General features: G+C 50.8%; 16 protein-coding genes and 1 tRNA gene. All 17 read right to left on the bottom strand.

The annotated features are described in order from the left end of the window. Nucleotide 1: 1 nt before the first annotated feature. Nucleotides 2-1168, bottom strand: a complete 1167-nt coding sequence (locus FX155_RS03205) for a nucleotide sugar dehydrogenase (protein ID WP_022488138.1) — start codon at nucleotides 1166-1168, stop codon at nucleotides 2-4. 630 nt (nucleotides 1169-1798) lie between these two features. Further along, nucleotides 1799-3826, bottom strand: coding sequence for an LTA synthase family protein (locus FX155_RS03200; protein ID WP_022488139.1), 2028 nt, complete (start codon nucleotides 3824-3826; stop codon nucleotides 1799-1801). Nucleotides 3827-3844: 18 nt separating this feature from the next. Then, the gene (locus FX155_RS03195; protein WP_229778411.1) at nucleotides 3845-4795 is read right to left on the bottom strand and encodes an ATP-binding protein; all 951 of its coding nucleotides are present in this window, start codon (nucleotides 4793-4795) and stop codon (nucleotides 3845-3847) included. 220 nt (nucleotides 4796-5015) lie between these two features. Next, a complete protein-coding gene (locus FX155_RS03190) occupies nucleotides 5016-5417 on the bottom strand; it encodes an HI0074 family nucleotidyltransferase substrate-binding subunit (protein ID WP_154487762.1) in 402 nt (133 codons plus the stop codon). Between the two features lie 32 nt (nucleotides 5418-5449). After that, nucleotides 5450-6415, bottom strand: coding sequence for a glycosyltransferase family 8 protein (locus FX155_RS03185; protein ID WP_154487761.1), 966 nt, complete (start codon nucleotides 6413-6415; stop codon nucleotides 5450-5452). Nucleotides 6416-6460: 45 nt separating this feature from the next. Then, nucleotides 6461-8302 carry a phosphoethanolamine transferase gene (locus FX155_RS03180; protein WP_154487760.1) on the bottom strand — a complete coding sequence of 614 codons (1842 nt, stop codon included), beginning with the start codon at nucleotides 8300-8302 and terminating at the stop codon, nucleotides 6461-6463. 107 nt (nucleotides 8303-8409) lie between these two features. Beyond that, nucleotides 8410-9405 carry a glycosyltransferase family 8 protein gene (locus FX155_RS03175; protein WP_154487759.1) on the bottom strand — a complete coding sequence of 332 codons (996 nt, stop codon included), beginning with the start codon at nucleotides 9403-9405 and terminating at the stop codon, nucleotides 8410-8412. After that, entirely contained in the window at nucleotides 9402-10415 is a 1014-nt protein-coding gene (locus FX155_RS03170; RefSeq protein ID WP_229778410.1) for a glycosyltransferase family 9 protein, read from the bottom strand. The genes FX155_RS03175 and FX155_RS03170 overlap by 4 nt, the downstream gene beginning before the upstream one ends. 50 nt (nucleotides 10416-10465) lie before the next feature. After that, the gene (locus FX155_RS03165; RefSeq protein WP_154487758.1) at nucleotides 10466-11257 is read right to left on the bottom strand and encodes a glycosyltransferase family 25 protein; all 792 of its coding nucleotides are present in this window, start codon (nucleotides 11255-11257) and stop codon (nucleotides 10466-10468) included. A 12-nt stretch (nucleotides 11258-11269) separates the two neighbouring features. Continuing rightward, nucleotides 11270-12478, bottom strand: coding sequence for an O-antigen ligase family protein (locus FX155_RS03160; RefSeq protein ID WP_154487757.1), 1209 nt, complete (start codon nucleotides 12476-12478; stop codon nucleotides 11270-11272). A gap of 24 nt (nucleotides 12479-12502) precedes the next feature. Next, complete coding sequence (locus FX155_RS03155; protein WP_154487756.1) at nucleotides 12503-13432, bottom strand: glycosyltransferase family 8 protein; 930 nt, start codon at nucleotides 13430-13432, stop codon at nucleotides 12503-12505. Nucleotides 13433-13465: 33 nt separating this feature from the next. Beyond that, nucleotides 13466-14215 (bottom strand): glycosyltransferase family 2 protein, encoded by a 750-nt coding sequence (locus FX155_RS03150; RefSeq protein WP_154487755.1) that lies wholly within the window; start codon nucleotides 14213-14215, stop codon nucleotides 13466-13468. A gap of 192 nt (nucleotides 14216-14407) precedes the next feature. Beyond that, nucleotides 14408-14482: transfer RNA gene (locus FX155_RS03145), tRNA-Gly, on the bottom strand. A 192-nt stretch (nucleotides 14483-14674) separates the two neighbouring features. Further along, a complete protein-coding gene (locus FX155_RS03140; RefSeq protein ID WP_154487754.1) occupies nucleotides 14675-15217 on the bottom strand; it encodes a TIGR00730 family Rossman fold protein in 543 nt (180 codons plus the stop codon). 77 nt (nucleotides 15218-15294) lie between these two features. Then, nucleotides 15295-16899, bottom strand: coding sequence for a Na/Pi cotransporter family protein (locus tag FX155_RS03135; RefSeq protein ID WP_154487753.1), 1605 nt, complete (start codon nucleotides 16897-16899; stop codon nucleotides 15295-15297). 184 nt (nucleotides 16900-17083) lie between these two features. Beyond that, on the bottom strand, nucleotides 17084-20599 hold the full coding sequence (gene nifJ / locus FX155_RS03130; protein ID WP_022488152.1) for a pyruvate:ferredoxin (flavodoxin) oxidoreductase: 3516 nt from the start codon (nucleotides 20597-20599) through the stop codon (nucleotides 17084-17086). Nucleotides 20600-21625: 1026 nt separating this feature from the next. Next, the gene (locus FX155_RS03125; protein WP_002596236.1) at nucleotides 21626-23242 is read right to left on the bottom strand and encodes a recombinase family protein; all 1617 of its coding nucleotides are present in this window, start codon (nucleotides 23240-23242) and stop codon (nucleotides 21626-21628) included. Between the last annotated feature and the right edge of the window lie 37 nt (nucleotides 23243-23279).

Raw genomic sequence — 23279 nt, 5'->3', positions numbered from 1 at the left:
CTTAGTCCCGGTCAAACAGGTCCCGGGTATAGACTTTGTCTTTCACATCCGCCAGATCCTCTGACCAGCGGTTGGCCACGATCAGGTCACATTCCTTTTTGAACTGGTCCAGGTCCCGGCACACCGGGGACCGGAAAAAGTCCTTTTCTTTCAGGGTGGGTTCATAGACCACCACCGGGATCCCCTTGGCCTTGATCCGTTTCATCACACCCTGGATGGCGGAAGAACGGAAATTGTCCGAAGCGCTTTTCATGGTCAGCCGGTAGATTCCCACCGTTTTGGGATTCCGGGCCAGGATTTCGTCAGCAATGTGGTCCTTCCGGGTCCGGTTGGCCGCCACAATGGCGGAAATCAGGTTCTGGGGCACATCCTGGTAGTTGGCCAGGAGCTGTTTGGTATCCTTGGGCAGGCAGTAGCCCCCGTACCCAAAGGAAGGATTGTTGTAGAAGTCCCCGATCCGGGGATCCAGGCAGACCCCTTTGATGATCTGGGCCGTGGACAGTCCCCGGATTTCCGCATAGGAATCCAGTTCATTGAAGTAGGCCACCCGGAGAGCCAGATAGGTGTTGGCAAACAGCTTGATGGCTTCCGCTTCCGTAGAGCCCGTGAACAGCTGGGGGATGTCCTTTTTTTCCGCCCCTTCTGCCAGGAGAGCCGCAAACTGCCGGCCCCGGGGAGAATCCTCCCCCACTACGATCCGGGAGGGATGGAGATTGTCGTACAGAGCCTTCCCTTCCCGGAGGAATTCCGGAGAGAAGATGATGTTGTCCGTATGGTACTGTTTCCGGATTTCTTCCGTATAGCCCACCGGCACCGTGGATTTGATTACCATCACCGCTTCCGGGTTGATGGCCAGCACTTCTTCAATGACTTTTTCCACGGAAGAAGTATCGAAGAAGTTTTTCTGGGGATCGTAGTTGGTGGGGGTGGAGATAATGATATAGGAAGCTCCTTCGAAGGCGTCCCGGGGATCCAGAGTGGCCCGGAACCGGATATCCTTCCGTTTCAGGAAGCGGGAAATATCCGCATCCACCAGAGGGGACCGGCCTTCGTTGAGCATCTGTACTTTTTCCGGCACAATGTCCAGCGCCACCACTTCCTGGTGCTGGGCCAGCAGGAGCCCGTTGGAAAGGCCCACATAGCCGGTGCCTGCAATAGCGATTTTCATAAAAACGGCTCCTTTCCTGCAATAAGAATATTATACCATAAAAAAAGGGGGTGCCGCACATTGCGTGCGGCACCCCGTCAACGTTCAACTGTCAACGGTCAGCAGACATTGGAAAAAACTTGCAGGCAAATTTTTAGAAATAAAAACGCAGCCAGCGGCTGCTAACCCACCACCATTGCGCAAGCGCAACGGTCCCCCGCCCTTGAAAAGGGACGGATAGTGACGCTGGAGCTCAGGCTGCGTGTCACGGGGGCAATGGGCGTTAGCCCAAGCGTATATCCGCCCTTTACAAGCGCAACGGTCCCCCGCCCTTGGAAAGGGACGGACAGTGGCACTGGAGCTCAGGCTGCGTATCACGGGGGCAATGGGAGTTAGCCCAAGCGTATATCCGCCCTTTACAAGCGCAACGGTCCCCCGCCCTTGGAAAGGGACGGATAGTGACTCTGGAGCTCAGGCTGCGTGTCACGGAGGCAATGGGCGTTAGCCCGAGCGTATATCCGCCCTTTACAAGGGCGGGGGTATCCATGCGCAGCATGGGTGGTGGGTTAGCAGCCCATAGGGCTGCGTTTCCCTTCAGAAGGAACCCACAGCTGTGGGTTCCTTCCACCGGCCGTTGACCGCTGACAGATTTTATCTTTCCAGCACCTCCGGATGCCGGACCAGATAACCGGTGAGGTCCATCCAGGCTTCCCTTTCTTCCGTGTAAGGTTTGGGGCCTTCCTGGAGGTCTTCGGGACCGTACTGGGGCCCCAGGGGCTGATAGAAGTCCTGGCTGTAGCTGCCGTAGGCGTCTTTCCGCAGCCAGTGGTAAGGCGATACCACATGATCGATGGGTTCCAGCAGAGAAGGATACAAGGAATAATAGGTGAACCCCTTGGGGGCGATCAGTTCGAAAATGGTGGGGGCAATGTTCATGTGGCTCCCGATGGTATTCCCGGCCAGGCTGTGGGGATTCAGCTCCCGGTGGTTCACCAGCAGCACCGGGCTGTGCCGTTCCCGCAGGTTGCAGTCCCGTCCCATCAGAGAGGTTTTCCCCAGCACCGGGCTCATATCGATGGAATGGTCCCCGGTAAGGATGAACAGACAGTCCGGATAGGCTTTCCGCATGGTCCGGATGAATTTCCCCAGGGCCTGGTCCGAGAACCAGAAGGTCCCCAGGTTTTTCTGGATTTCCTTGTTCCGCCGGATGTCCCGGGGCGCCTCAGGCATCACCTTTTCCGGGTCATACCCGTACTCCTTCAGGGGAATCTTGAAGGGGCCGTGGTAGCTGGTGGTGTACAGGAAATGGAACTGGTAGGGCCCGTTGGCCTCTTCCTGCTGGAGGATCAGTTCCGCCGCCTTTTCCAGGAACACATTGTCATAGACCCCCACCCAGGTCTTGGGAGCGTCTTTACCACAGAAATCCGTGGCGGTCATCACCTGGTCGAAGCCGCAGGCGGGAGCAAACTGGTTGAAGTTCCCATAGGTTACATTCCCACCGTACCAGTAGGTGGAATGATACCCCAGTTTTTTCAGCTGCCGGGGCAGGGCCGTGGGCAGGTTGTTGCGCCAGAAGCTTTCTTTTTCGTTCAGTTCCAGCCCTGCATCGAAGATTCCGCTCATCAGGCTTACAATGGAAGGCCGGGAGATGATACCGGCAGAAAGAGCACTGGTCAGGGACGCCGTATGAGGATCCTCCATCAGCTGCCGGCCCCCTTCCACCAGGTTCAGACAGGCGAACTGGGGATCAAAGAACTGCTGGAGATAGGTTTCTCCCACAAAAAGGAAAATATGGGTGGGTTTGGTGATCCGGGCCCCTTTGGCCGTCCTTTTGAACCCATAGGCCGGGTTGGGCAGCTTGTCCGCCGGGACCTTTTCCGTAAGGAAGGGCTGGATGGCTTTCAGGTCCTGGGCATCGGTGTGCTCATAGGCCGGATTCAGTTTGTGCTTCATCACCTGTTCCAGGGCCACCAGATCGTCCACCGTGGCCTTGGCAAAGAAAATGTCCTTTTTTACCACACTGGGGATGGTATCCCATTCCGGCTTGTCGTCATGCCAAAAAGTCCCCCCGTACCGGAACCAGTAAAAAGCCGCCACAGCCCCCAGGACGATCACCGTGTTGTAGGCGTACTGGAGCACCGGGCTGAAAAAGATCAGATACTGGAAGCTGGGCAGCTGGAGCAGCTTGTGGATGCAGAAGTCGCACACCCCCAGATAGGGCAGGATGCCCAAGAGGATCCAGACCCCGTGGTCCTGATGGAAGAAAATATCCACCAGGTTGTGCTTTTCCGCTTTGGCCCCCAGCTTCATGGTCTGGTTGAAGATATCATGGAAATGCTTGTAGAACAGCATCTTCCCGGCAAAGGCCAGGTACAGTACCAGGCTGTAGGTAAGCCCTCCCGCCATCCGCAGCAGGTCTCCTTTCCGGTACCAGTCGGTAAAAAAGGCCCCGGGAATGGACAGTACCACCAGGGGAATCAGGAACACATAGGCGTTGAAATCCATCCCCCACCAGAACCCGTACCGGAAACAGTGCCAGATTACCTTCCCCTTGCCTTTCAGGCTCCGGTACGGATTGTACACAGCAATGAAAATCAGACGAAAAACAGCACACAGAATGGGAAAGAACAAAAACAGCTTTCCATCCTGCTGCAGCGATGCGTAGAATAGACTGAACAAAATTTCCCTCCTTTTGGATTACTGCCGCTGGTACCGGGTACCCCGGCCTTTGCCCACTTTCAGCACGGCCTTTTTCCCCACCAGCCGGTTCAACAGACGGATGACTTTGGTCTTTTCAAAACCGGTGGCCTGTTCGATTTCCTGCCGGCTCAGCAGGCCATTTTCCGGAAATACGGCACAGATTCTTTGCTCCTCCTGGTCCAAGGGCGGCATGGCATCCACCAGAGGCAGGATCACCTGAATAATATGATCCGTTACCTGAAAATCCGGTTTGACCCGGCTTTGGCGGTAGGCATAAAGGATCCGCTGGATGCCCGTTCCAAAGGCTTCAATATACCCCAGCCGATAGAACACATTGGCCAGTTTGGGATTCCGCAGAATGGAAATCTGATGATGGAGATATTCTTCCTGGCTGATGCCTGCCGGCAGTCCTCCCGGCGAGGTAATTTCCACCTTGTCCGGATACATGGCCACCCGTATAGCAGTGGGAATATCCCAGGTACGATGTACCAGAGCGTTGGCCATGGCTTCTCTGATGGCCTGGCCGGGAATCTTCTCCACCATCCGCCGTTCCACTCCATCGATTTTCTCCACCTGGTATTCCCGGGCAATCCGTTCCACAGCCTGGTGGAACAGCGACAATACGGAACATCCATGGATTTTGATCCGTTCCCGGATTTCGTTGATGGACCGGCCAAAGACCATCATATCCACCCCCGGAAAGGTATTCTGATCAGAAAAAAGTTCCGCCACATGGGAGAACTTGCCTCCTGCCGTATAAAATCCCAATGTTTTCAATACATCCGTATCCACCTGAGAAACCCCCAGTTGTTTTTCCATTTCCCGGGACAGGACGGAAAAGGTTAAAGAAGAATCCTCTGCTGGCAAATCTTCAAAATACCGGTGGGACCCTTCCAGGATCAACCGGTTCAAAGCCAGGCGGTCCAGCGTATTGCTTTTTCTTCCCAAAAACTTCGCCCCCTTTCACAGTTCTGTGATTTGCGTTGCATCAATTATAATAAAAAATGCAACGCAAATGCAACGTAAATTTTGCGTTGCATTTGCGTTTGCAACGAAAAAAACCGCAGGAACTGTACAGCCGGCGGCCCGCAGAACACATGAACAAACGATGTATCTGCGGGCGGCCGGGTCTGCCGCCCCTACGGTTCCGATTTATACGCTTCTTTTTCTACCTGGCATCGCCTATTTTATCCAGCCAGGACTGGAGCAGCGGATCATACTGGCGGATCCGTTCCACCACCGCTTGGGCAAAAGTTTCATCATAGGTATGGGAGGTCAGATTCCGGTCATCTGCCATCTGCAGGGCTTCCTGGGTCTGCCCCTCATCCAGCAGCCCCAGTTCCCGGCAGCACCGGATGACCTTTTTAGGAGACGCCGCATCAATCCCTTCTTCCACATAAAGGTATTCTTTGGCGCATTTCCAAAGCAGTTCAAAAGAAAATTCGAACCGCTGGATCAGGGCATCCCGTTCCACCTCGGACAGATCCGGTTTTACGGCCAGTTCGTGGAGTTTGGTGAGGATTTTTTTGGCTGTCTCCATCCGTATCTGTAAGAGATTTTTAGATGCCATCTTCTACTCCCCTTTTACCAACATTCAACAAATTATTTTTTCTTGATTTTAGTAGAAATATATTGGATAAACCAGTACACACTATCAAAATATTTTCCCTGTCTCCATCGGGCACGGGACATATAATGCATTTCCCGGTAATTTCGGGGTTGCTGCAGCGATTCATCTTTCCAGGGAGACATCTTATAATATTTTATAAAATATCTTTTCAGGGGAAAATCCAACCAGCAATACCACGGCTTCGTCCCTGCATAATGAAGAAATACCGCGTTATCTGGGACTTCAGTTTCCTCGGCAGAAAGTGGAATAAAATTATATTCCCTTCCTACCATCAGTTTCTTCTTTTCCAACACTATATTCAATGCATCCTGATCTAAATAATTCAATCTCTCTTTATACTCAAAACATACATCAAGAAATTTCTCGGAGATTTTTTCCTGCCGCCATTGAACCATGTTCATAAAAATCATTCCAGCATTAAAATACTGCTGCAGCTGAAACTTTTTTTCCTGCTTTCTGGCTGTTGCTGGTACATCTTCTACCACCATTACCGTTTTCCCAGAAAAATCTCTATGAATCAGATTCTGAATTGACTGAAGGCAAACGATATCTCCATCCAAATAGAGAATTTTCTCCACTGCAGGATCCAAAATCTGCCCCAAAAACACCCGGATATAGGTTGCTTTGCCAAGGGCAAACATAGGCAGACCATCAATAATGCTCAAATCTGTAAAATGAACTTGTACTCCACAATTTGGATATCTAGATGCTATGGTTTTCAGTTGGTTAATACTCTTCTCGCTGATATTTTCCGTCAGGATATGAAAAACAATCGGCAGTTCCTTATTGTTTTCCAAAACAGAAATCATGGAAACGCCCATAGGCATCACAAAATTCTCATCTGTTCCGTACCCAATATGCACTGATTCTTTTCCTGCCAGTACATCCGGACTGCCAAATTCAATTTTTTGGGTTTCTATTGTTGCCGTAATTTCCATATTTCTCCCGCAGTACTAAACTGCTTCTCCTTCTTATTTCATTTTTTATTGATTGTCGGAACCTACGCCAGGATCATCAGCCAGGGACTTTGTCCCATGGCAGGTTTTTCCTTGCTCCAATGGAAGAAAATACTGATCTGAAGCAATGTCTTTTGTTTCCTCTCTTCCAGGCAGATTCTGAATTCCCATCAAGTCGATCAGTACATCATACAGTAAATCATTGGTCCAATAATCCTCTTTATGCTTTACCAGATTCTGGAATGTTGCAGGATTCCTTTGGCAATAGTTCTGGGACAGAAAAACGACAAAAGGAATCCGTGCCATAGACCAAGTGAATTTTGTCACTTCATGGCTGTGCTGCATATCTTCTCCATGATCAGAACAGTAGACCATTCCCTGGAACTCATCTCTTGCTCGCATTATATCATAAATCTGGTGCAAAACCGCATCCGTATAAAAGACGGTATTATCATAGGAATTGATTCTTCTTGTTTTCTTGTCTTTCACTGAGAACTTCTCTTGCTTTTTGGGATATCTTTCCTGATAATCGGTATGGCTGCCCATAAGATGGATAATCACCAGATTGTTTTTCTGGGAATCGAATTTGATTTGACGCAGCTTATTAGCCAATTCACCATCATTATAATTCGTCCAAGTAGTATATCCAGAATTTCCGTTAATCCAAATTTCCTGATCTGCCGAGCTTGCAATAGCGGCTATGGGAGTATCATAAGCCCCATATTTAACTTGATTGCTGATCCAATAGGTTCGGTATCCGGCTGCTTTTGCCACTTCTATAATAGAATAAGCCTTTTCCAAAGGCACCGCATTATATTGATTCTTTTCAGTCAAAGCATATGTCAAGGTGGGAACTGTATGCGTATGATTGGAATATGCATGGGTAAACAAAATATTTTCAGGCTGCGAAACAGCCTGATCCAACCAGGGTGTCGTCTCCCGTTGATAACCATAAGCATGCATATGATCCCGTGATTCAGACTCCCCAATGACCAACACAAACGTACCGCTCTTTTGAGAATCGACAGACAGATGTATTAGTTCTTTCAGATTTTCCTCTCTTCGCCGTTTGGCATTGGTGTACTCTTTATATTGTTCTAAACTCTGGCTGGTTTGTTTTATCAGACTGGTAACCGATGCATACCTGACTTTGGCAACGCCCTTGGTTCCACAGAGAATTATTGCCGCCAGCAAAACTACTGTAAAACCTGGCGCCAGTTCTTTATTAAGTACCTTATCTGCCGTCCGATTCAGCTGATAGATATAGATTCCCGCAATACTGAAAACAACTGCAAAAGACACCCCCCATAAAACAGGGTTATCATTTTTCAGATAGGACACCGCTTCATGAAGATTGGTTTGAAAAAGAGTCAGCACAATACTGGATGTCAGCAAATGACCACTTAAAAAGTAGTAACCAATCAGCCCCAGCGGTGCAAAAATGACCGCCAAAGCCAGTAAATTCCAGGCAGCACCAACTATCCGCCGAATTTTTCGATTAGAGATCCAGTGAATGGCAACCAAACCACCACTGATAAACGAATACAGCGATGTGGCAAGACAGTAAGTATCGGTTATCTCATCCATGCTTAATGGACTTCCTACTGATAACTTTATATAAGCTGGAACCTCATAAAGTAAAAGCATTAAAATCCAACAAACAAAAGCTCTTTTTCGGAAGTCCATTAGGGTCACAGCCGATAAAAAGCAGACAGCTGTAATTCCTATTATGTCTTTATACCGAAGATAAGAATCATAAACAGTAGATGGCAGCCGGGAGATAAGCAGTATCCCCAGAAAAACAATTAATGATACGAGAATTTTATGTCCATACCCCTTATATTTTTCAAAACTGTTTTTTCTATCCAAAATAATCCATCTCCATCATCTCAGTAGTACATATAATTATCTTTACGGATCAAAAGAATAAATAAAAAGCGTCACCCTCTCTCCACCTGTAAAAGGGTGACGCACGGTTACAGCTTATACCGCATTTTCAAAATTGCATACCAGCCCATTCCCCACAGATAATCTGCCAGGCTGTCTTTTTTCCGGTATTTGGCCCACTGTTTGAAGTCATGGTAGTTTTCCGGCTTCTTGATGGGCAGGGTATTGGTGATGGTCTCCCAAGGAGACAGGGCATTGTACTGCCGCCACTGGGCATCGAAGGGGGCCAGTACCATCTGCCAGGGCTTCCGCCGGCCGGTCCAGTGGATGATCACTCCCTCACCCTTGTCGTCTTCCCCACCTCCGAATTCGTTGTACACCGGAGGCAGGAACAGATTGGTGCCGTCAAAAGTCAGATTCAGCACGTCCTGGCTCTGTCCCAGGAACCGTTCCCGGGGTTCCTTCTGAAAGGAAAAGGCTTTTTCCGTAATCCCCTGCTTTTCCCATTCCGGGATATTGATCACCATGATTCCGTCGTTGAAATACTTTCCGTTCTTCAGCTTCAGATAGCCGCCCCGATAGGCCGCATCTTTCGGCCGTTCGGAAACAGCCCCCATAGCCTCGCCCTCCATGGAAAGACCAAACAGATCCTCCAGGGAACGGATCACCATGGTATCCGCATCCAGATACAGGAACCGGTCCGTTTCCCCCTTCAGAACTTTGGCCATATAGAGCCGGCCGTAGGTAATCCGGGAAAATCGGGCCACTTTTACATGGAAATCCTGGAAGGGTGCCATATCCAGTTCATATAGAGTGCACCGGCAGTGCCATTTTTCTGCCAGCTGCCGGACTTTGTCCCCGTTTTCCCGGCTGTAGCCGTCGGTAAACAAGTGGAACACAAAAGGATGGGCCGGATTGTTTTCCAGCACCGAAACCATAGAAGCCCCCATGATCTGGAAAAAGGGGTCGTTCACATTGTAAGCCATATGCCAGGGTTCCCCAGAATGGGGATCCAGAAAATCGAAGGTTTCCTGCTTCCGAATAAAATTCTCCAGGGCAAAAAAGCCCGGTTCAAATGTTTTCATGCTGTCTCCTGAAATAATGTCTCTATGGCCGCTTCCGCCATGGGAACGGTCACTGCATCCACACAGTCGGATTTTGTACACCGGCTGGGACCGATGCAGATATGTTTGCCAGAACAGGGCAGATGCCCGCTGACCCCGACACAATGTTTTCCCGGCGCCCGATAGATCACCGGGGAATTGAAGGTAAAGAGGGTAACCACCGGACAACCTGCCGCTGCTCCAATATGAGCAGTCCCGGTATCCAGGGTCAGCAGCAGGTCCATATGGGCCAGAAGAGCCGTCAGTTCCAGAAAGCTGGTTTTCCCGATCAGATCCACCACGGCCTCCCGGTGTTTCATTTCCTGGAGGATGGCATTTCCCCGTTCCCGGTGGGCAGGAATGCCCGTCAGGTACAGGGTAGCTCCATAAGTTTCTGCCAGCCAGTCACAAACCTGGCTGAACTTTTCCGCCGGCCAGTCCTTGGTCCGGGAGGTCGTCTGGATGCACAAGGCAATCTTCTTCCCGGCGGCCGGCGCTTTCTGCAGCAGCTTCTGTGCCCATCGTTCCTGTTCCGCCGCCATGGGTTTCAGCCGGGGCGGCACGAATTCCTGGGAAGGATCTCCGAAAAAGCCCCGCATCATCTGCTGAAAGCTGGCCGCCATGGAATGTTCCTGATAGGACCAGCCTGCAGGCAGTTCCAGGTCCCGGGTATAGAACCATTTTTCCCATCCCAGTTTCCAGCCCAGTGCCTGTTCCATGCTGATCCGTTCCGGAATCCGGGCAAACCATTTCATCAGCGTTACCCGTTCCCGGGGGTCCAGGGAAATCCCCAGGTCAAAATGACGCTGGGACAGCTGCCGCCCCATCCGCCACACATCCCCATACCCGCCTCCGCTGGCATAACGGTAAGGGATCACTTCATCCACACCCTCCAGCAGTTCTGCCACAAAGGCCAGGTTGGCGCTGCAGAGATACGTAATCCTAGCCCCGGGGCAATGCTTCCGAAGCACCGGAAACACAGAGGCGGTCATAATCATATCTCCCATATGCATGATACCATCAACAAAAATATTTTTGTAAGTCATTTATTTTCCTTGTCATAGTACATTTCCATAAAATGACGCTGAATTCTTTTCAGTTGAAGTATACACCGTTTCCAGATTGGATACCGGAAATATAACGTCATGAAATGTTCTTTTTTATATTGATTGACATATCTTGATGACTTTCTTTCTTTTTCGGCAACCTGTTCAATAACAGAGTTCCGCGAAACATTTGAATCCAAATAGCCAAACTCATGATTTATGCAGTATATGGTTAAATAACCTAATTTATAATACAGATTCCAAGCATCAATTTCAAACTGTATGGGATTCTGTGCCTTTAGCAAGTTTTCTGCCGCTTTTCGATTGATTGCATATCCATGAGCAGCTGTTCCAGCCAACGCATGAAGAATTTTATATCCATTCCCCAATGAAAAAACGGTTTTTGTCGGAGCCTTTACTCTATAAAGAAGCAGTACTGCCGGTTTAGTCATCTGATTCAAAAATTCCTTGATTTTAGGGAAATATTGGACAAAGTCCGGAGATAGGCGAACATCATCTTCGAATACAAAAACATAAGGTTCTTCACTTTTCAACAACTGCCTGTAAATTTCAAGATGGGAAAGGGCACAGCCAATTGCCCCTTTATTTAAAATATTATGTTTTGCAGTGAATTGCTGCAACTCCTGTTCAGTCAGCTGATTCCCCATAATGGCGTTAAAAAAATTGGGTTTTATTCCATATTCCCTAAAATTTTTATCAATTTGAGTCCGTCTCTGATATGCAACTGGTGAACTGATTATATAATGATAAATTTCCATCATCCCCATGACTCACCCCTGCTATTTAATCGTACGATAATCAGCCTTACCCTTCGAAGAAGTCTGTATACTGCAGCCAATGCCCCACATGGCAAAATATAATCTCATAGTTGATTTTGAGTAAAGGGTATTGTCCACCATTCCATGAATAAGATTGGCAAGGCAAAGCCACAATACAGCATAACAGACATATTCCTCAGAGTGCAGTTGTATGGCTCTCATCATAAGAAGCAGAGTCCCTGCCGCAAAGCAAAAATATCCAACTCCCCCCAGTAATCCAGCAGTAGATAAAAAAGTCATAAAATTATTGTGAGGTACGGGCAAATCCGGTTCCTTTGCTTCCGGCAAAATATATTTTGCCTTGTAAATTTTACTCCATTGTCCAAATCCCACACCGATAACAGGATGATCAAGCCACATGGAATACGATGATTTCCACAGCAGCACCCGTTCGCCATCATACTTGCGACGGGCTAAATTCACAGTGCCAAATGCTGTACAGATTCCCATACTGGTAAGGAACAACAAAAATATGGCTATCTGTTTTTTTGCACTCCATTTTCGTTTTATGATCCAATGATACACAATAACAATAGCCATTCCTGCAAAAGCCCCTGCAATACCTCCTCTGGAACGAGTCATCCACAAAGCAACAATACTACAGGCAAAAGGTATAATTCCAAGCCACTCCCATTTTGCAGTTTTTTCCCCTTTCCAAGTGTCCCAAAGAAGCCAGCCCTGAAAAGGAAGAAGACATTCCAGAGCCAGTGCGAAATTATTGGGATTGGGAAAAGGCCCTTGGAGCCGGGCAGGGAAATTTTGGAGAACATGCTGATAAAAAGCAACCCCGCATAAAACCAGAGACCCACCCCAAAGGCCCCACTGCGCATATGCCCTGATGGGCTTCTCCTTGTACTGGAGAGCCATCACCAAAACCCAAAAAGGAATCGTATAGAAAATAAAATTCATTGCACTTTTTATGACGACAGTCTTTCCCGACGCTACCGCCGCCAGAAAAATAAGCCCCATAAATAAGCCGTAACACAAAAGCCATACTTTGTGGACCGGTATTGCGATTTTTTTCTTCCGTTTCCAATAAATCAACATTACAACAACAACCAATCCCAGACTGATGCTGTACCCTGCATTCCATTTTGTACTGCACAGAAAGAACAGATACAGATTGGTAGCTGCCATCAGCAGCCACTGCAGCCGATTGTCCGAAATCATTCTTTCAATTCTCCCCCAACTTCCCTAGAACAGTTTCTTCCACAATTCAGCCAGCTTCAGCCGAAGTTCCTGACGGGTTACGGATTTTCCCCTCATATCCGTTCCCGGCTGGGGCATTTTTGCCCCGGCAAAGGCTGTGCTGGCCAGGTAGGTATAGTATTTTTCGTTGAAATGGCCCTTGGGCGGAAACTCCCAGGGTTTGTACCGGCCGGCCCAGTGGAACACCCCCGGCCGTTCCAGGGCCTCCAGGGCCAGGTTCCGCCAGCGGGATTTTTTCAGCACTTTCACCGGCAGGGTGAACACCGGCGGAATCACATTCCACCGGAGGGGCAGGGGCTTCCAGTTGTCCCGGAACACCTTGTTCAGCCCGTCCTGATCATGATGGCGGAAGTTCCCCTCTTCCACACACCGGATCACCTGGGGCCCATACTGGTTTTCCCGCCAGGCCTTCAGATCCATTACCATCACCCCGGAATTGAAGTACAGCTCCCCCTCTTCAATTCCCAGTGTTTCCTCTTTCTGCCGGCGCATCCGGGAAGATGCCAGGATTCCCAGATCGGGCACCGCCCCCAAAGGTTTCCCTTCCAGGTCCATCTCCCACAGTTCCTGGATGTCGTCCAGCACCACCAGGTCCGTATCCAGATAAATCACACGGTTTACGTTTTCCGGTACCAGTTCCGGGATCAGCAGCCGGAGATAGGCCGCCCGGTTCACATGGCCGCTGGTATGGGCCTGGATTTCCTTCTGGGCAGTGGGAATAAAGGTGATGGTTCCCCTGCCCTTTGTCACCGTGGCGGCGATCCCTGCCTGCTTTTCCTCACTGATTCCATCCTCGAAATAGTAAAAATGGATGGGGGCTATTCCCCGGTGGTTGGCCAGGATGGAAGCACAGGCTACAGCCCCATGCTGGGCATAATTGTCATCAGAAGCCAGTACAATGGAAATTTCGTCCATTTCTGTCACCTCTTTTGTTTGATTTATGTCTTGTCACTTTTTCCTGCAAAGTTCCGCCAATTTCATATATTTCATGGCTGTGTAGATGCCGTGCTGGAGGGTGGCCACAAACCCCATGCTCCCTTCCAGGAAGCCCCCTTCCAGCACATAGGCCTTCACCATTCCCATCAGGGCGTGGCCGGCAGCGGTCCCTGCGGTGGCCTTTTTCCCCCGGCCATAGGCTTCTTCCGCCCACAGGGTGGTATAATGCCCGGCCTTGTTCCACCACTGGGCAAAGGTGTCGTAGGTATAATGCTCCAGAGGTTCTTTCAATTCTGTCACCGGCAGGGGACATTCCGGCCGCTCATGGACCTTCCCCACCCAACAGACCTTTTCCCGGGGAAACAGCCGCTTCACCCGGTCTGGACTAAAGGCTCCGTGGTGGAATTCATGGCCGAAGGCGATGTTGATCCGCCGGAACCCATACTGATGGTCCAGGCTGCCGGCTTTGATGGCGTTGATTTTTTCCGCCAGGGCCGGAGTCAGCCGTTCGTCTGCATCCAGGTACAGGATCCAGTCTCCTGCAGCCTGGGCCAGGGCAAAATTCCGCTGGGCGGCAAAATCCTCGTCCCATTCCCGGAAAGCAATGTCCGCCCCGGCTTCCCGGGCCAGGGCCACCGTATGATCCGTACTGCCGGAATCCACTACCAGCAGCTGGTCGGCACAGGGCCGGGCAGAATCCAGGGCCGCCAGGATATGTTTTTCCTCGTTTTTCGTCAGGATAACTACCGTACAGGTTCCCATGATGAATCTCCTTTTCTCATTCAACCTTTAGTCTACCGTAAAGGGGGAGGAAAGGCAAGACGGCAAGGTGGATTTTGTAAAAATCCACCCTTTCAGCGGTCAATGGTCTGCGTCTTCTGGAAACCGGCTTGCTGCCGGCTCTGAATAAAAACAAGGGCCGTTGCAGTCAGCAACAGCCCCTTCATTTCGTTATGGAGCGGAAAACGAGATTCGAACTCGCGACCCCCACCTTGGCAAGGTGATGCTCTACCACTGAGCTACTTCCGCAAATGGATTACTTGTATAGTATATTACAGTATTTAGCTTATGTCAAGGGAAAGAACCTTTTTACGGGCCGCCCGGCGTGCGGCCCCTACGGTATCGTATAAGTCGACGACCCGGCTGACAAGGGCCGGCGGGCCGCCCGGCGTGCGCCCGGCGGTACCGTGTAAGTCGGCAGGAATCCCTTGGAGCTGATTTTCACTGTTTCATTCCGTTGCAGTACCGTTCCAGTTCTTCCAGATCCCTGATGAACAGGATTCTTTCCACCCATTCTTTCCACACGAACCCTTCTCCCGCCATCCGGTCCAGGAGGGCCTTCATGGGCTGCCAATAGCCTTCGTAGTCCAGGAAGGCAAAAGGTTTGGACACCATGTCCAGTTTGTTCAGGCTCATGATTTCGCTGATTTCTTCCAGGGTCCCGATGCCTCCCGGGAAGGCCAGGAACAGGTCCCCCAGTTCCAGCATCTTCTCTTTCCGCTGGGCCATGTTTTCGGTGACGATCAGCTCTGTCAGGCCCTGGTGCTGGAGTTCTTTTTCCATAAAGAACCGGGGTTCCACCCCGATCACCCATCCGCCCTGCTCCAGAGCGCCGTCGGCCAATTTCCCCATAAGTCCGGTACGGCTGCCTCCGTAGATCAAAGTATGGCCATGACCGGCAATCCATTGTCCCAGTTCATACGCATAACGGGCATATTCCGGACGGTTCCCCGGATTGGCTCCCAGATAAACAGTGATGTTCATTTCCTCTCCTTTTCATAAAAAAGGAGCTGCTCCAGGCAGCTCCTATCCTTCAGCCATCGACCATTGACAATCAATTCTCAGAAATCCCCCAGTACAAGCTGAGAAATATTCTTGCTGTGGTCGCTGACCCGTTTCATGTTGATCAGCAGTTCCAGCATCACAAAACCGGTTTCCGGGGTACAGACCCCTTCGTTCAGCCGTTCCACATGGCTCTTCCGCATGGCTTTCTGTTTCAGCTTCACCTGATGGGAGAAATCCAGGGATTCCCGGGCCAGATCTTTGTCATTGGTTTCCAGGGCCTTGATGGCCTTGGTGGCAGCGGCTACCACCAGCACTTCCAGCTCCTTCATTTCCCGGTTGGCTTCCGGTGAGAAGGTGGTTCCGTCTTCTCTCATGTTCCGGACCCGTTTGGCGATGATTTCCGCATGATCCCCGATCCGTTCAATATCGTTGCAGGCATGGATCAGACCGGTGTGCAGGTTGGACATTTCCTTGGTCATGTTCTTTTCGCTCATCTTGGTGAGATACACGGTAATGGCCTCTTCCAAGCTGTCGATGACCGGTTCATGTTCCAGAACGAATTCCACGTCCTTTTTATTGTAGTTATCCACACAGGTAAAGGATTTCCGGATATTTTCCAGAGCCAGGTCCCCCATCCGGACCACTTCCTTAGTAGCCAGTCCCAGAGCGACCGCCGGAGTGTTCAGCACGTTCTTGTCCAGATACTTGGGCTGATAGGAAATATCATTGTCTTCCCCAGGCATGATCTTTTTGATGAACCGGGTGAAATATGGTGCCAGAGGCAGGAAAATACAGGTGTTCACCACGTTGAAGGTAGTGTGGGCGTTGGCGATCTGTCGGCCGATATTCCCAGCCGGAGAAATATCCTTTACAAAAGAAATGAAGAAGGGCAGCAGAAGCAGAGCAATGATACTGCCGCACAGATTGAACATGACATGGGAACAGGCTACCCGCTTGGCGTTGAGACCGCTTTGGAGGGTGGCGATGACAGCGGTGATACAGGTACCGATGTTATCACCCAGGATTACGGGAATGGCCCCTTCCAGAGGGATCAGCCCCTGGCTGGCCATAGCCATCAGGATACCGATGGTTGCGGAGGAGGACTGGATTACCAGGGTCATGCCCAGACCGGTAAGGAGCCCCATAATGGGATGGGTGGAGAATCTTCCCAGGATATCCACGATCCGGGGATCCTGGCGCAGGGGAATGACGGAATTGCTCATCATGCTCATGCCCAGCATCAGGATACCAAAGCCCAGGAGCACGGAACCCAGGTTCTTCAGGGTCCGTTTTTTGCAGATGATCTGCATCACAAAGCCAATGGCAATGATCAGGGTGATGTAGTCGGTCAGGTTGAAGGCAATGAGCTGTGCGGTCATGGTGGTCCCGATGTTGGCCCCCATGACGATGCCGAAGGCCTGTTCCAGGTTCATCAGTCCGGCGTTGACCAGCCCCACGGTCATAACCGTGGTGGCACTGGAAGACTGGAGCACTGCCGTAACCCCGGCCCCCAGGGCCACCCCGTAGATGGTCTTCTTTGTCAGCTGCCCCAGGATTTTCTGGAGCTTGGCCCCAGCCGCCTGCTGCAGGCCGTCGCCCATCAGCTGCATACCGTACAGGAAAAGAGAAATGCCGCCTAAAAACAAGAATAGCTGAACCAAAATAATCTCCTCCGCAGTTTGCGTTTTCAATTGTACTTATAGATTGGTGGAATAGCGATATGACTAAATTTTACCACATATCTCCTGTTTACACCAGTTCATAATGGAAATATGCAACATTCTGAACATTATTAAAAAAAATCTCCTGTCACTTTCGTGACAGGAGATTTTGAAGAATCGAGACTTATTCAGCGTCCAGTTTTACATAGCCGGCCAGACGTTCTTCAGCGTCTTTCTTGGTCTTGGCATACAGATCTTCTGCAATGTCAGGGAACCCTTTGGCCAGGGATGCATACCGTACTTCGCCCTTCAGGAAGTTTTCGAATTCATCGAAGTTCGGAGTCTTGGTGCTGTCCAGGAAGAAGGACTTCTTGCCTTCAGCCTTCAGAGTCGGGTTGTACCGGAAGCAGCTCCAGTAACCGCAGTCAACAGCAGCCTTGGCTTCCAGGAAGGAGTGGTTCATGCCTCTCTTGATGCCGTGGTTGATGCAGGGGCTGTAGCAGATGATCAGGGAAGGACCATGGTAAGCTTCAGCTTCCCGGATGGCCTTCAGAGCCTGGTTCTTGTCAGCGCCCAGGTTGATCTGAGCTACGTATACATAGCCATAGGTCATGGCCATCATGCCCAGATCCTTCTTCTTGGTCCGTTTACCGGAAGCGGCAAACTGAGCAACAGCAGCTTCAGGAGTGGACTTGGAGGACTGTCCGCCGGTGTTGGAGTAAACTTCGGTATCGAATACCATTACGTTTACATCATCGCCGGATGCCAGTACATGGTCCAGTCCGCCGTAACCGATATCATAGGACCAGCCGTCGCCGCCGAAGATCCACTGAGAACGTTTCACGAAGAACTGTTTGTTTTCGTACAGAGCTTCCAGTTCCGGTTTGCCGGCTTTTTCAGCTTCCAACAGTTCAACCAGTTTTTCAGCACGGGCACGAGAGCCTTCGCCTTCGTCCTTGTTGGCAATCCAGTCTTCCATGGCAGCCTTCAGGTCAGCGGAAGCAACAGCTTCAGCAGCCTTCATTTCGTCAACCAGACGATCCCGGACAGCCTTTACGCCCAGGTACATACCCAGACCATATTCAGCGTTGTCTTCGAACAGGGAGTTGGCCCAGGCAGGACCATGGCCCTTGTGGTTGGTGGTGTAAGGCATGGAAGGAGCAGCAGCAGCCCAAATGGAGGAGCAGCCGGTAGCGTTGGCGATCATCATACGGTCACCAACCAGCTGGGTAACCAGTTTGGCATACGGGGTTTCGCCGCAGCCAGCGCAGGCACCGGAGAATTCCAGCAGGGGCTGTTCGAACTGAGAGCCCTTCACAGTAGCCGTGGTCATGGGGTTGGCTTTCGGAGCAACCTTGTTCACCACATAATCCCAGATGGGAGCGCGGCCTTCCTGAGTAGCGAAAGGTTTCATGGCCAGAGCCTTGTTGCCTTTCATGCCCGGGCAGGCATCCACGCAGTTGGAGCAACCCTGGCAGTCCATGGGGCTCACGGTGATGCAGAAGTTCAGGCCTTTTGCACCCAGAGCCGGTTTGGTCTTCAGGCCTTCCGGAGCGTTCTTCACTTCTTCGTCAGTCAGCAGGAACGGACGGATGGCAGCGTGCGGGCACATGATGGCGCACTGGTTGCACTGGATGCAGTTTTCAATGTTCCATTCAGGAACGTTGATGGCGATACCGCGTTTTTCATAAGCAGCAGTACCGGAGGGGAAGGTACCATCGGCCTGGCCCATCAGAGCGCTGACCGGCAGCTTGTCGCCTTCCTGTTCGTTCATGGGGATCATGATGTTGTCAACGAAGGCGTTGCCAGTCTTCTTGTACAGGTCTTCGTCTTTTGCATCAGCCCATGCAGCGGGGATTTCCACTTTGTTGATGGCATTGACGCCCTGATCAACAGCGGCATTGTTCATGTCAACGACCTTCTGGCCTTTCTTGCCATAGGAAGTAACAATGGATTCCTTCAGGTACTTCACAGCATCATCCACAGGGATTACGCCGGTCAGTTTGAAGAATGCAGCCTGCATGATCATGTTGATACGGCCGCCCAGACCGATTTCAGAAGCGATCTTCACAGCGTCAATGGTGTAGAACTGAATGTCGTTGGTTGCCAGGTAGCGTTTCAGCTGGCCAGGCAGTTCCTTGTCCAGTTCTTCAGCGTTCCAGGGGCAGTTCAGCAGGAACACGCCGCCTTTTTTCAGGCCGGAGGCTACGTTGTAACGATGTACATAAGAAGGATTGTGTACAGCAACATAGTCAGCGAAGTTGATCAGGAACGGCATATGGATCGGAGTATGACCGAAACGCAGGTGGGATACGGTGATACCGCCGGACTTCTTGGAGTCATAAGCGAAGTAGCCCTGTGCGTACATGTCGGTCTTGTCGCCGATGATCTTGATGGCGCTCTTGTTGGCACCAACGGTACCATCGGAACCCAGGCCCCAGAACTTGCAGGAGATGGTGCCTTTCGGGGTGATGTCCAGGGTCTTTTCCTTCGGCAGGGAGGTGTTGGTCACATCATCCACAATGCCTACGGTGAAGTGGTCTTTGGGTTCAGCAGCCTTCAGGTTGTCGAACACAGCCAGAGCATCGCCAGGATAGAATTCCTTGGAACCCATGCCGTAACGGCCGCCGATGATCAGAGGACGGTCAGCCTTGTTGTAGTAGATGTCCCGGACATCCAGGTACAGAGGTTCGCCGTTGGAGCCAGCTTCCTTGGTCCGGTCCAGAACAGCAATCCGTTTTACGGTTGCAGGCATGGCCTGGAAGAAATGTTTGGCGGAGAACGGACGATACAGATGTACGTTCAGCACGCCGACTTTTTCGCCCTGAGCGTTCAGGATCTTGGCAACTTCTTCCACGGTCTGAGCGCCGGAGCCCATGATTACTACAACGTTTTCAGCATCGGGAGCACCGGTGTAGTTGAACAGCTTGTAGTCACGGCCGGTCAGCTTGCTGATCTTGTTCATGTAATCTTCTACGATTTCCGGCAGGGCTTCGTAGTATTTGTTTACAGCTTCACGGGTCTGGAAGTAGATATCCGGGTTTTGGTTGGTACCACGGATTACAGGATGATCCGGGTTCAGCGCATTTTCACGGAATTTCTTCAGTTCATCGTAGTCAACCAGTTTTTTCAGTTCATCATAGTCCAGCAGTTCGATCTTCTGGATTTCGTGAGAAGTACGGAACCCATCGAAGAAGTTCAGGAAAGGCACATGGCCTTTGATGGCGGACAGGTGAGCAACTGCGGTCAGGTCCATAACTTCCTGAACGCCGCTTTCTGCCAGCATGGCAAAGCCGGTCTGACGGCAGGCCATAACGTCACTGTGGTCACCGAAGATGTTCAGAGAGCTGGTAGCCAAAGCTCTGGCTGCAACGTCGAATACGGCGGGCAGCAGTTCGCCAGCGATCTTGTACATGTTCGGGATCATCAGCAGCAACCCCTGGGATGCAGTGTAGGTCGTGGTCAGAGCACCGGAAGCCAGAGAGCCGTGCACAGCACCGGCAGCACCTGCTTCAGACTGCATTTCCATGATCTGTACCGGGCGATCGAAAATGTTCTTCTTGCCATGAGAAGCCCATTCATCACTTGCTTCTGCCATAGGAGAAGAAGGAGTGATCGGGTAGATCGCTGCAACTTCCGTAAACGCATAAGAAGCATATGCGGCCGCGGTGTTGCCATCCATTGTCTTCATTTTTTTCATTTAAATAGCCCCTCTTTCTAAGAGATACTGACTACGATAGTAAGACTTCCATAGTCCCCCTAGTCGCCTATAATTATATATCAAAATGAACAGAATCTCAAATAAATTTTTTCTTATTTGTAGACAATTTATTGCGAATTGTCTAACATCTCGTGGTTACTGGCTTTGCGGGCCATAAACCACCGATTGTGCAAAAAATGAGCATAACATAAAACTTCACGCTTCCCCTGTAAGCCGTCCAGACCCGATGAAGAATCGGGCCTTTTTTATTTGGGTTCTTCAACGCTTCCACAGGGAAAAGAGAAATTTTCACTTTTAGAAGCAACTTCCCAAAAACGTGACGTCACGGTGATGTCACGTGACGGTCACGCCATGTCACGCCGCCGAACATCATGCGGGGGAATCCATGCGGCACTGTATAGAATGTGACAAATCTGTGAAATTTCTCATAAGACCCGCCGCCGTGCGCCCGACCCTCGCACATTGAAGGCCCGAACCAGTACCTTGACGAAATCGGGGACGGTTCAGCTACAGGGATTCCCTCTTACTGGTTCATGGAAGCCGCCGCTTCTATCCCAATGGGCTTTCGTTGTGTTCTGTGCAAGGGTTTATATATCCCCATGATTTTCTTCTTGAAAATGGGGCGTATACTCGATGATTTTCCTCATCATGAATAAGAGGGGGCCGCAAATCACAGCCCCCGCATTGGCCAGGACGAACAGCAGCGCACGCCCTTTTGGGAATTTGCCGCACTTCTGGCCCCCGATGGTCTGGCCTTCAAGCAGAACGCCGAACGGTTTTGCTTCCTTCTTCTCCCCATAGACAGGAAGGGGTTTCCTTGTGGAATGGTCTACAACTCATGGTTCCAATGGTTGTTGACATCTTCAATGGTCATACAGGGGTGTGGTTGTGGTGGTGGTTCATGCCCCATCTGTTTGCTTATGTGTGATAAAGAAGCAATAGAAGTGCAAAAAATTTTGCCGTTCCTATCCGACACTTGGCCATTGTGTCGGATAGGTCGGGCGGTTATTCGGGCAAGTCAATCTTGCCGACAAAGCTGTAATAAATCTCAATGTCCTGCCTGCGGGTGCCGTTCTCATCATAGCTGCACTCATGCACCACAATTTTCTCGATCATTTCCCGCAAGAGAGTGGGGGTCAGTTCTTCAAAGGCAAGGTGCTTGCGGACAATGCCCATAAATTTCTCGGCGTTGACGGTAGCTGCCTGTGACTTGTCCAGTTCGGCTTGCAGGGCGGCGGCTCTCTTTTTCAGCTCCGCTTGCTCGGCTTCGTAGTCAGCCGACAGTTCCATGAAACGCTCATCGCTGATTTTGCCGTTTACATTGTCCTCATACAGCCGCTTGATAATGCGGCTGATTTCAGAAATGCGTTCCTGCGCCTGTTCAAGCTGCTTGATGGCTGCGGCGGTCTTTCGCTTGCCGCCGATCTCGTTCTGCTGGACAAGTAGTTTCACAAACCGGCTCTCATGCTTGGCTGCGTATTCGGTCACTTGCCGGAGATTTGCCAGGACACCAGCGGTCAACAGATCGGTGCGGATAAAGTGCGCCGTACAGTTGCGGGTGCGCTTCTTGTAGCTGCCGCAGATGTAGCAGTCCTGTTTGCGGTCTTTGTTCTGATACCGCTGCTGATACAGCACATGGCCGCAGTCGGCGCAGAACAAAATCCCGGAGAACAGCCCCACTTCATCGTAGCGGTTCGGGCGTTTGCGCTGTTTGCGTAACTCCTGCACCCGTTCCCATGTTTCCTTGTCGATGATCGGCTCATGGTGGTTCTCGAAAATGGCCTGCTTCTCGACGGGGTTCTCTATGCTGTGCTTGACCTTATAAGAAGGCTTTTCCGTTTTGAAGTTCACCAGACATCCGGTGTACTCTCGGTTTTCGAGGATATGAACGACGGTGTTGGTCGCCCATTTGCACTCATAGCCTGGGTGATAACGGCGGGTGCTGCCTGTCCGCTGATATTCCAGCGTCCCCGGCGTGGGGATTTGCTGCTCCGTCAGCATACGGGCAATCTTGGTCGGGCCGTTCCCGGCAAGGCAAAGCTGGTAAATCTGCTGCACCACCGGGGCGGCTTCCTCGTCTATAATAAAATTCTCGTCCTCGTCCATCACATAGCCGTAAACCGGCTTGCTGGTAACAGGCTTGCCGCTCATGCCTTTTGACTTTTTCACTGCCTTGATTTTCTTGCTCGTATCTCTCACCAGCCATTCATTGAACAGATTTCGCAGCGGGGTAAAATCGTTGTCCATGCCCTCGCTGGCACTGTCCACATTATCGTTGACAGCGATAAAACGCACACCCTTTTGAGGGAACAGCATTTCCGTGTAAAACCCTACCTGCAAGTAGTTTCGCCCTAACCGGCTCATGTCCTTGACGATGACCGTACCCACTTTCCCGGCTTCAATGTCCGCAAGCATGGCTTGAAATCCGGGCCGCTGGAAGTTCGCGCCGGAAAAACCGTCGTCGGTGTACCAGCGCAGATTGGTAAAGCCGTTCTGTTTTGCGTAGGTTTCGAGTATCCTTTTTTGGTTCGATATGGAATTACTCTCGCCTTGCAATTCATCCTCGTGGGACAATCTCGGATAAAGGGCGGTAATGAGGTTTTGGGTGGCTTGTCTTAACATAAAATCCTCCGTTTCCGACAGCCAGCCCCACTATTCC

It is taken from the genome of Acidaminococcus fermentans (assembly GCF_009696675.1).
Taxonomy (GTDB): domain Bacteria; phylum Bacillota; class Negativicutes; order Acidaminococcales; family Acidaminococcaceae; genus Acidaminococcus.
Note: the sequence above shows the minus strand (reverse complement) of the source record. Positions and strands in the feature narration are given on the sequence as shown.

Excerpts from the sequence above, each read along its gene's own strand:
- FX155_RS03140 (WP_154487754.1), bottom strand. The coding sequence starts at position 15,217 with ATGAACATCACTGTTTATCTGGGAGCCAATCCGGGGAACCGTCCGGAA.
- FX155_RS03125 (WP_002596236.1), bottom strand. The coding sequence starts at position 23,242 with ATGTTAAGACAAGCCACCCAAAACCTCATTACCGCCCTTTATCCGAGA.
- FX155_RS03170 (WP_229778410.1), bottom strand. The coding sequence starts at position 10,415 with ATGACCGCCTCTGTGTTTCCGGTGCTTCGGAAGCATTGCCCCGGGGCT.
- FX155_RS03165 (WP_154487758.1), bottom strand. The coding sequence starts at position 11,257 with ATGGGGATGATGGAAATTTATCATTATATAATCAGTTCACCAGTTGCA.
- FX155_RS03185 (WP_154487761.1), bottom strand. The coding sequence starts at position 6,415 with ATGGAAATTACGGCAACAATAGAAACCCAAAAAATTGAATTTGGCAGT.
- FX155_RS03205 (WP_022488138.1), bottom strand. The coding sequence starts at position 1,168 with ATGAAAATCGCTATTGCAGGCACCGGCTATGTGGGCCTTTCCAACGGG.
- nifJ (WP_022488152.1), bottom strand. The coding sequence starts at position 20,599 with ATGAAAAAAATGAAGACAATGGATGGCAACACCGCGGCCGCATATGCT.
- FX155_RS03150 (WP_154487755.1), bottom strand. The coding sequence starts at position 14,215 with ATGGGAACCTGTACGGTAGTTATCCTGACGAAAAACGAGGAAAAACAT.
- FX155_RS03190 (WP_154487762.1), bottom strand. The coding sequence starts at position 5,417 with ATGGCATCTAAAAATCTCTTACAGATACGGATGGAGACAGCCAAAAAA.
- FX155_RS03175 (WP_154487759.1), bottom strand. The coding sequence starts at position 9,405 with ATGAAAACATTTGAACCGGGCTTTTTTGCCCTGGAGAATTTTATTCGG.
- FX155_RS03160 (WP_154487757.1), bottom strand. The coding sequence starts at position 12,478 with ATGATTTCGGACAATCGGCTGCAGTGGCTGCTGATGGCAGCTACCAAT.
- FX155_RS03155 (WP_154487756.1), bottom strand. The coding sequence starts at position 13,432 with ATGGACGAAATTTCCATTGTACTGGCTTCTGATGACAATTATGCCCAG.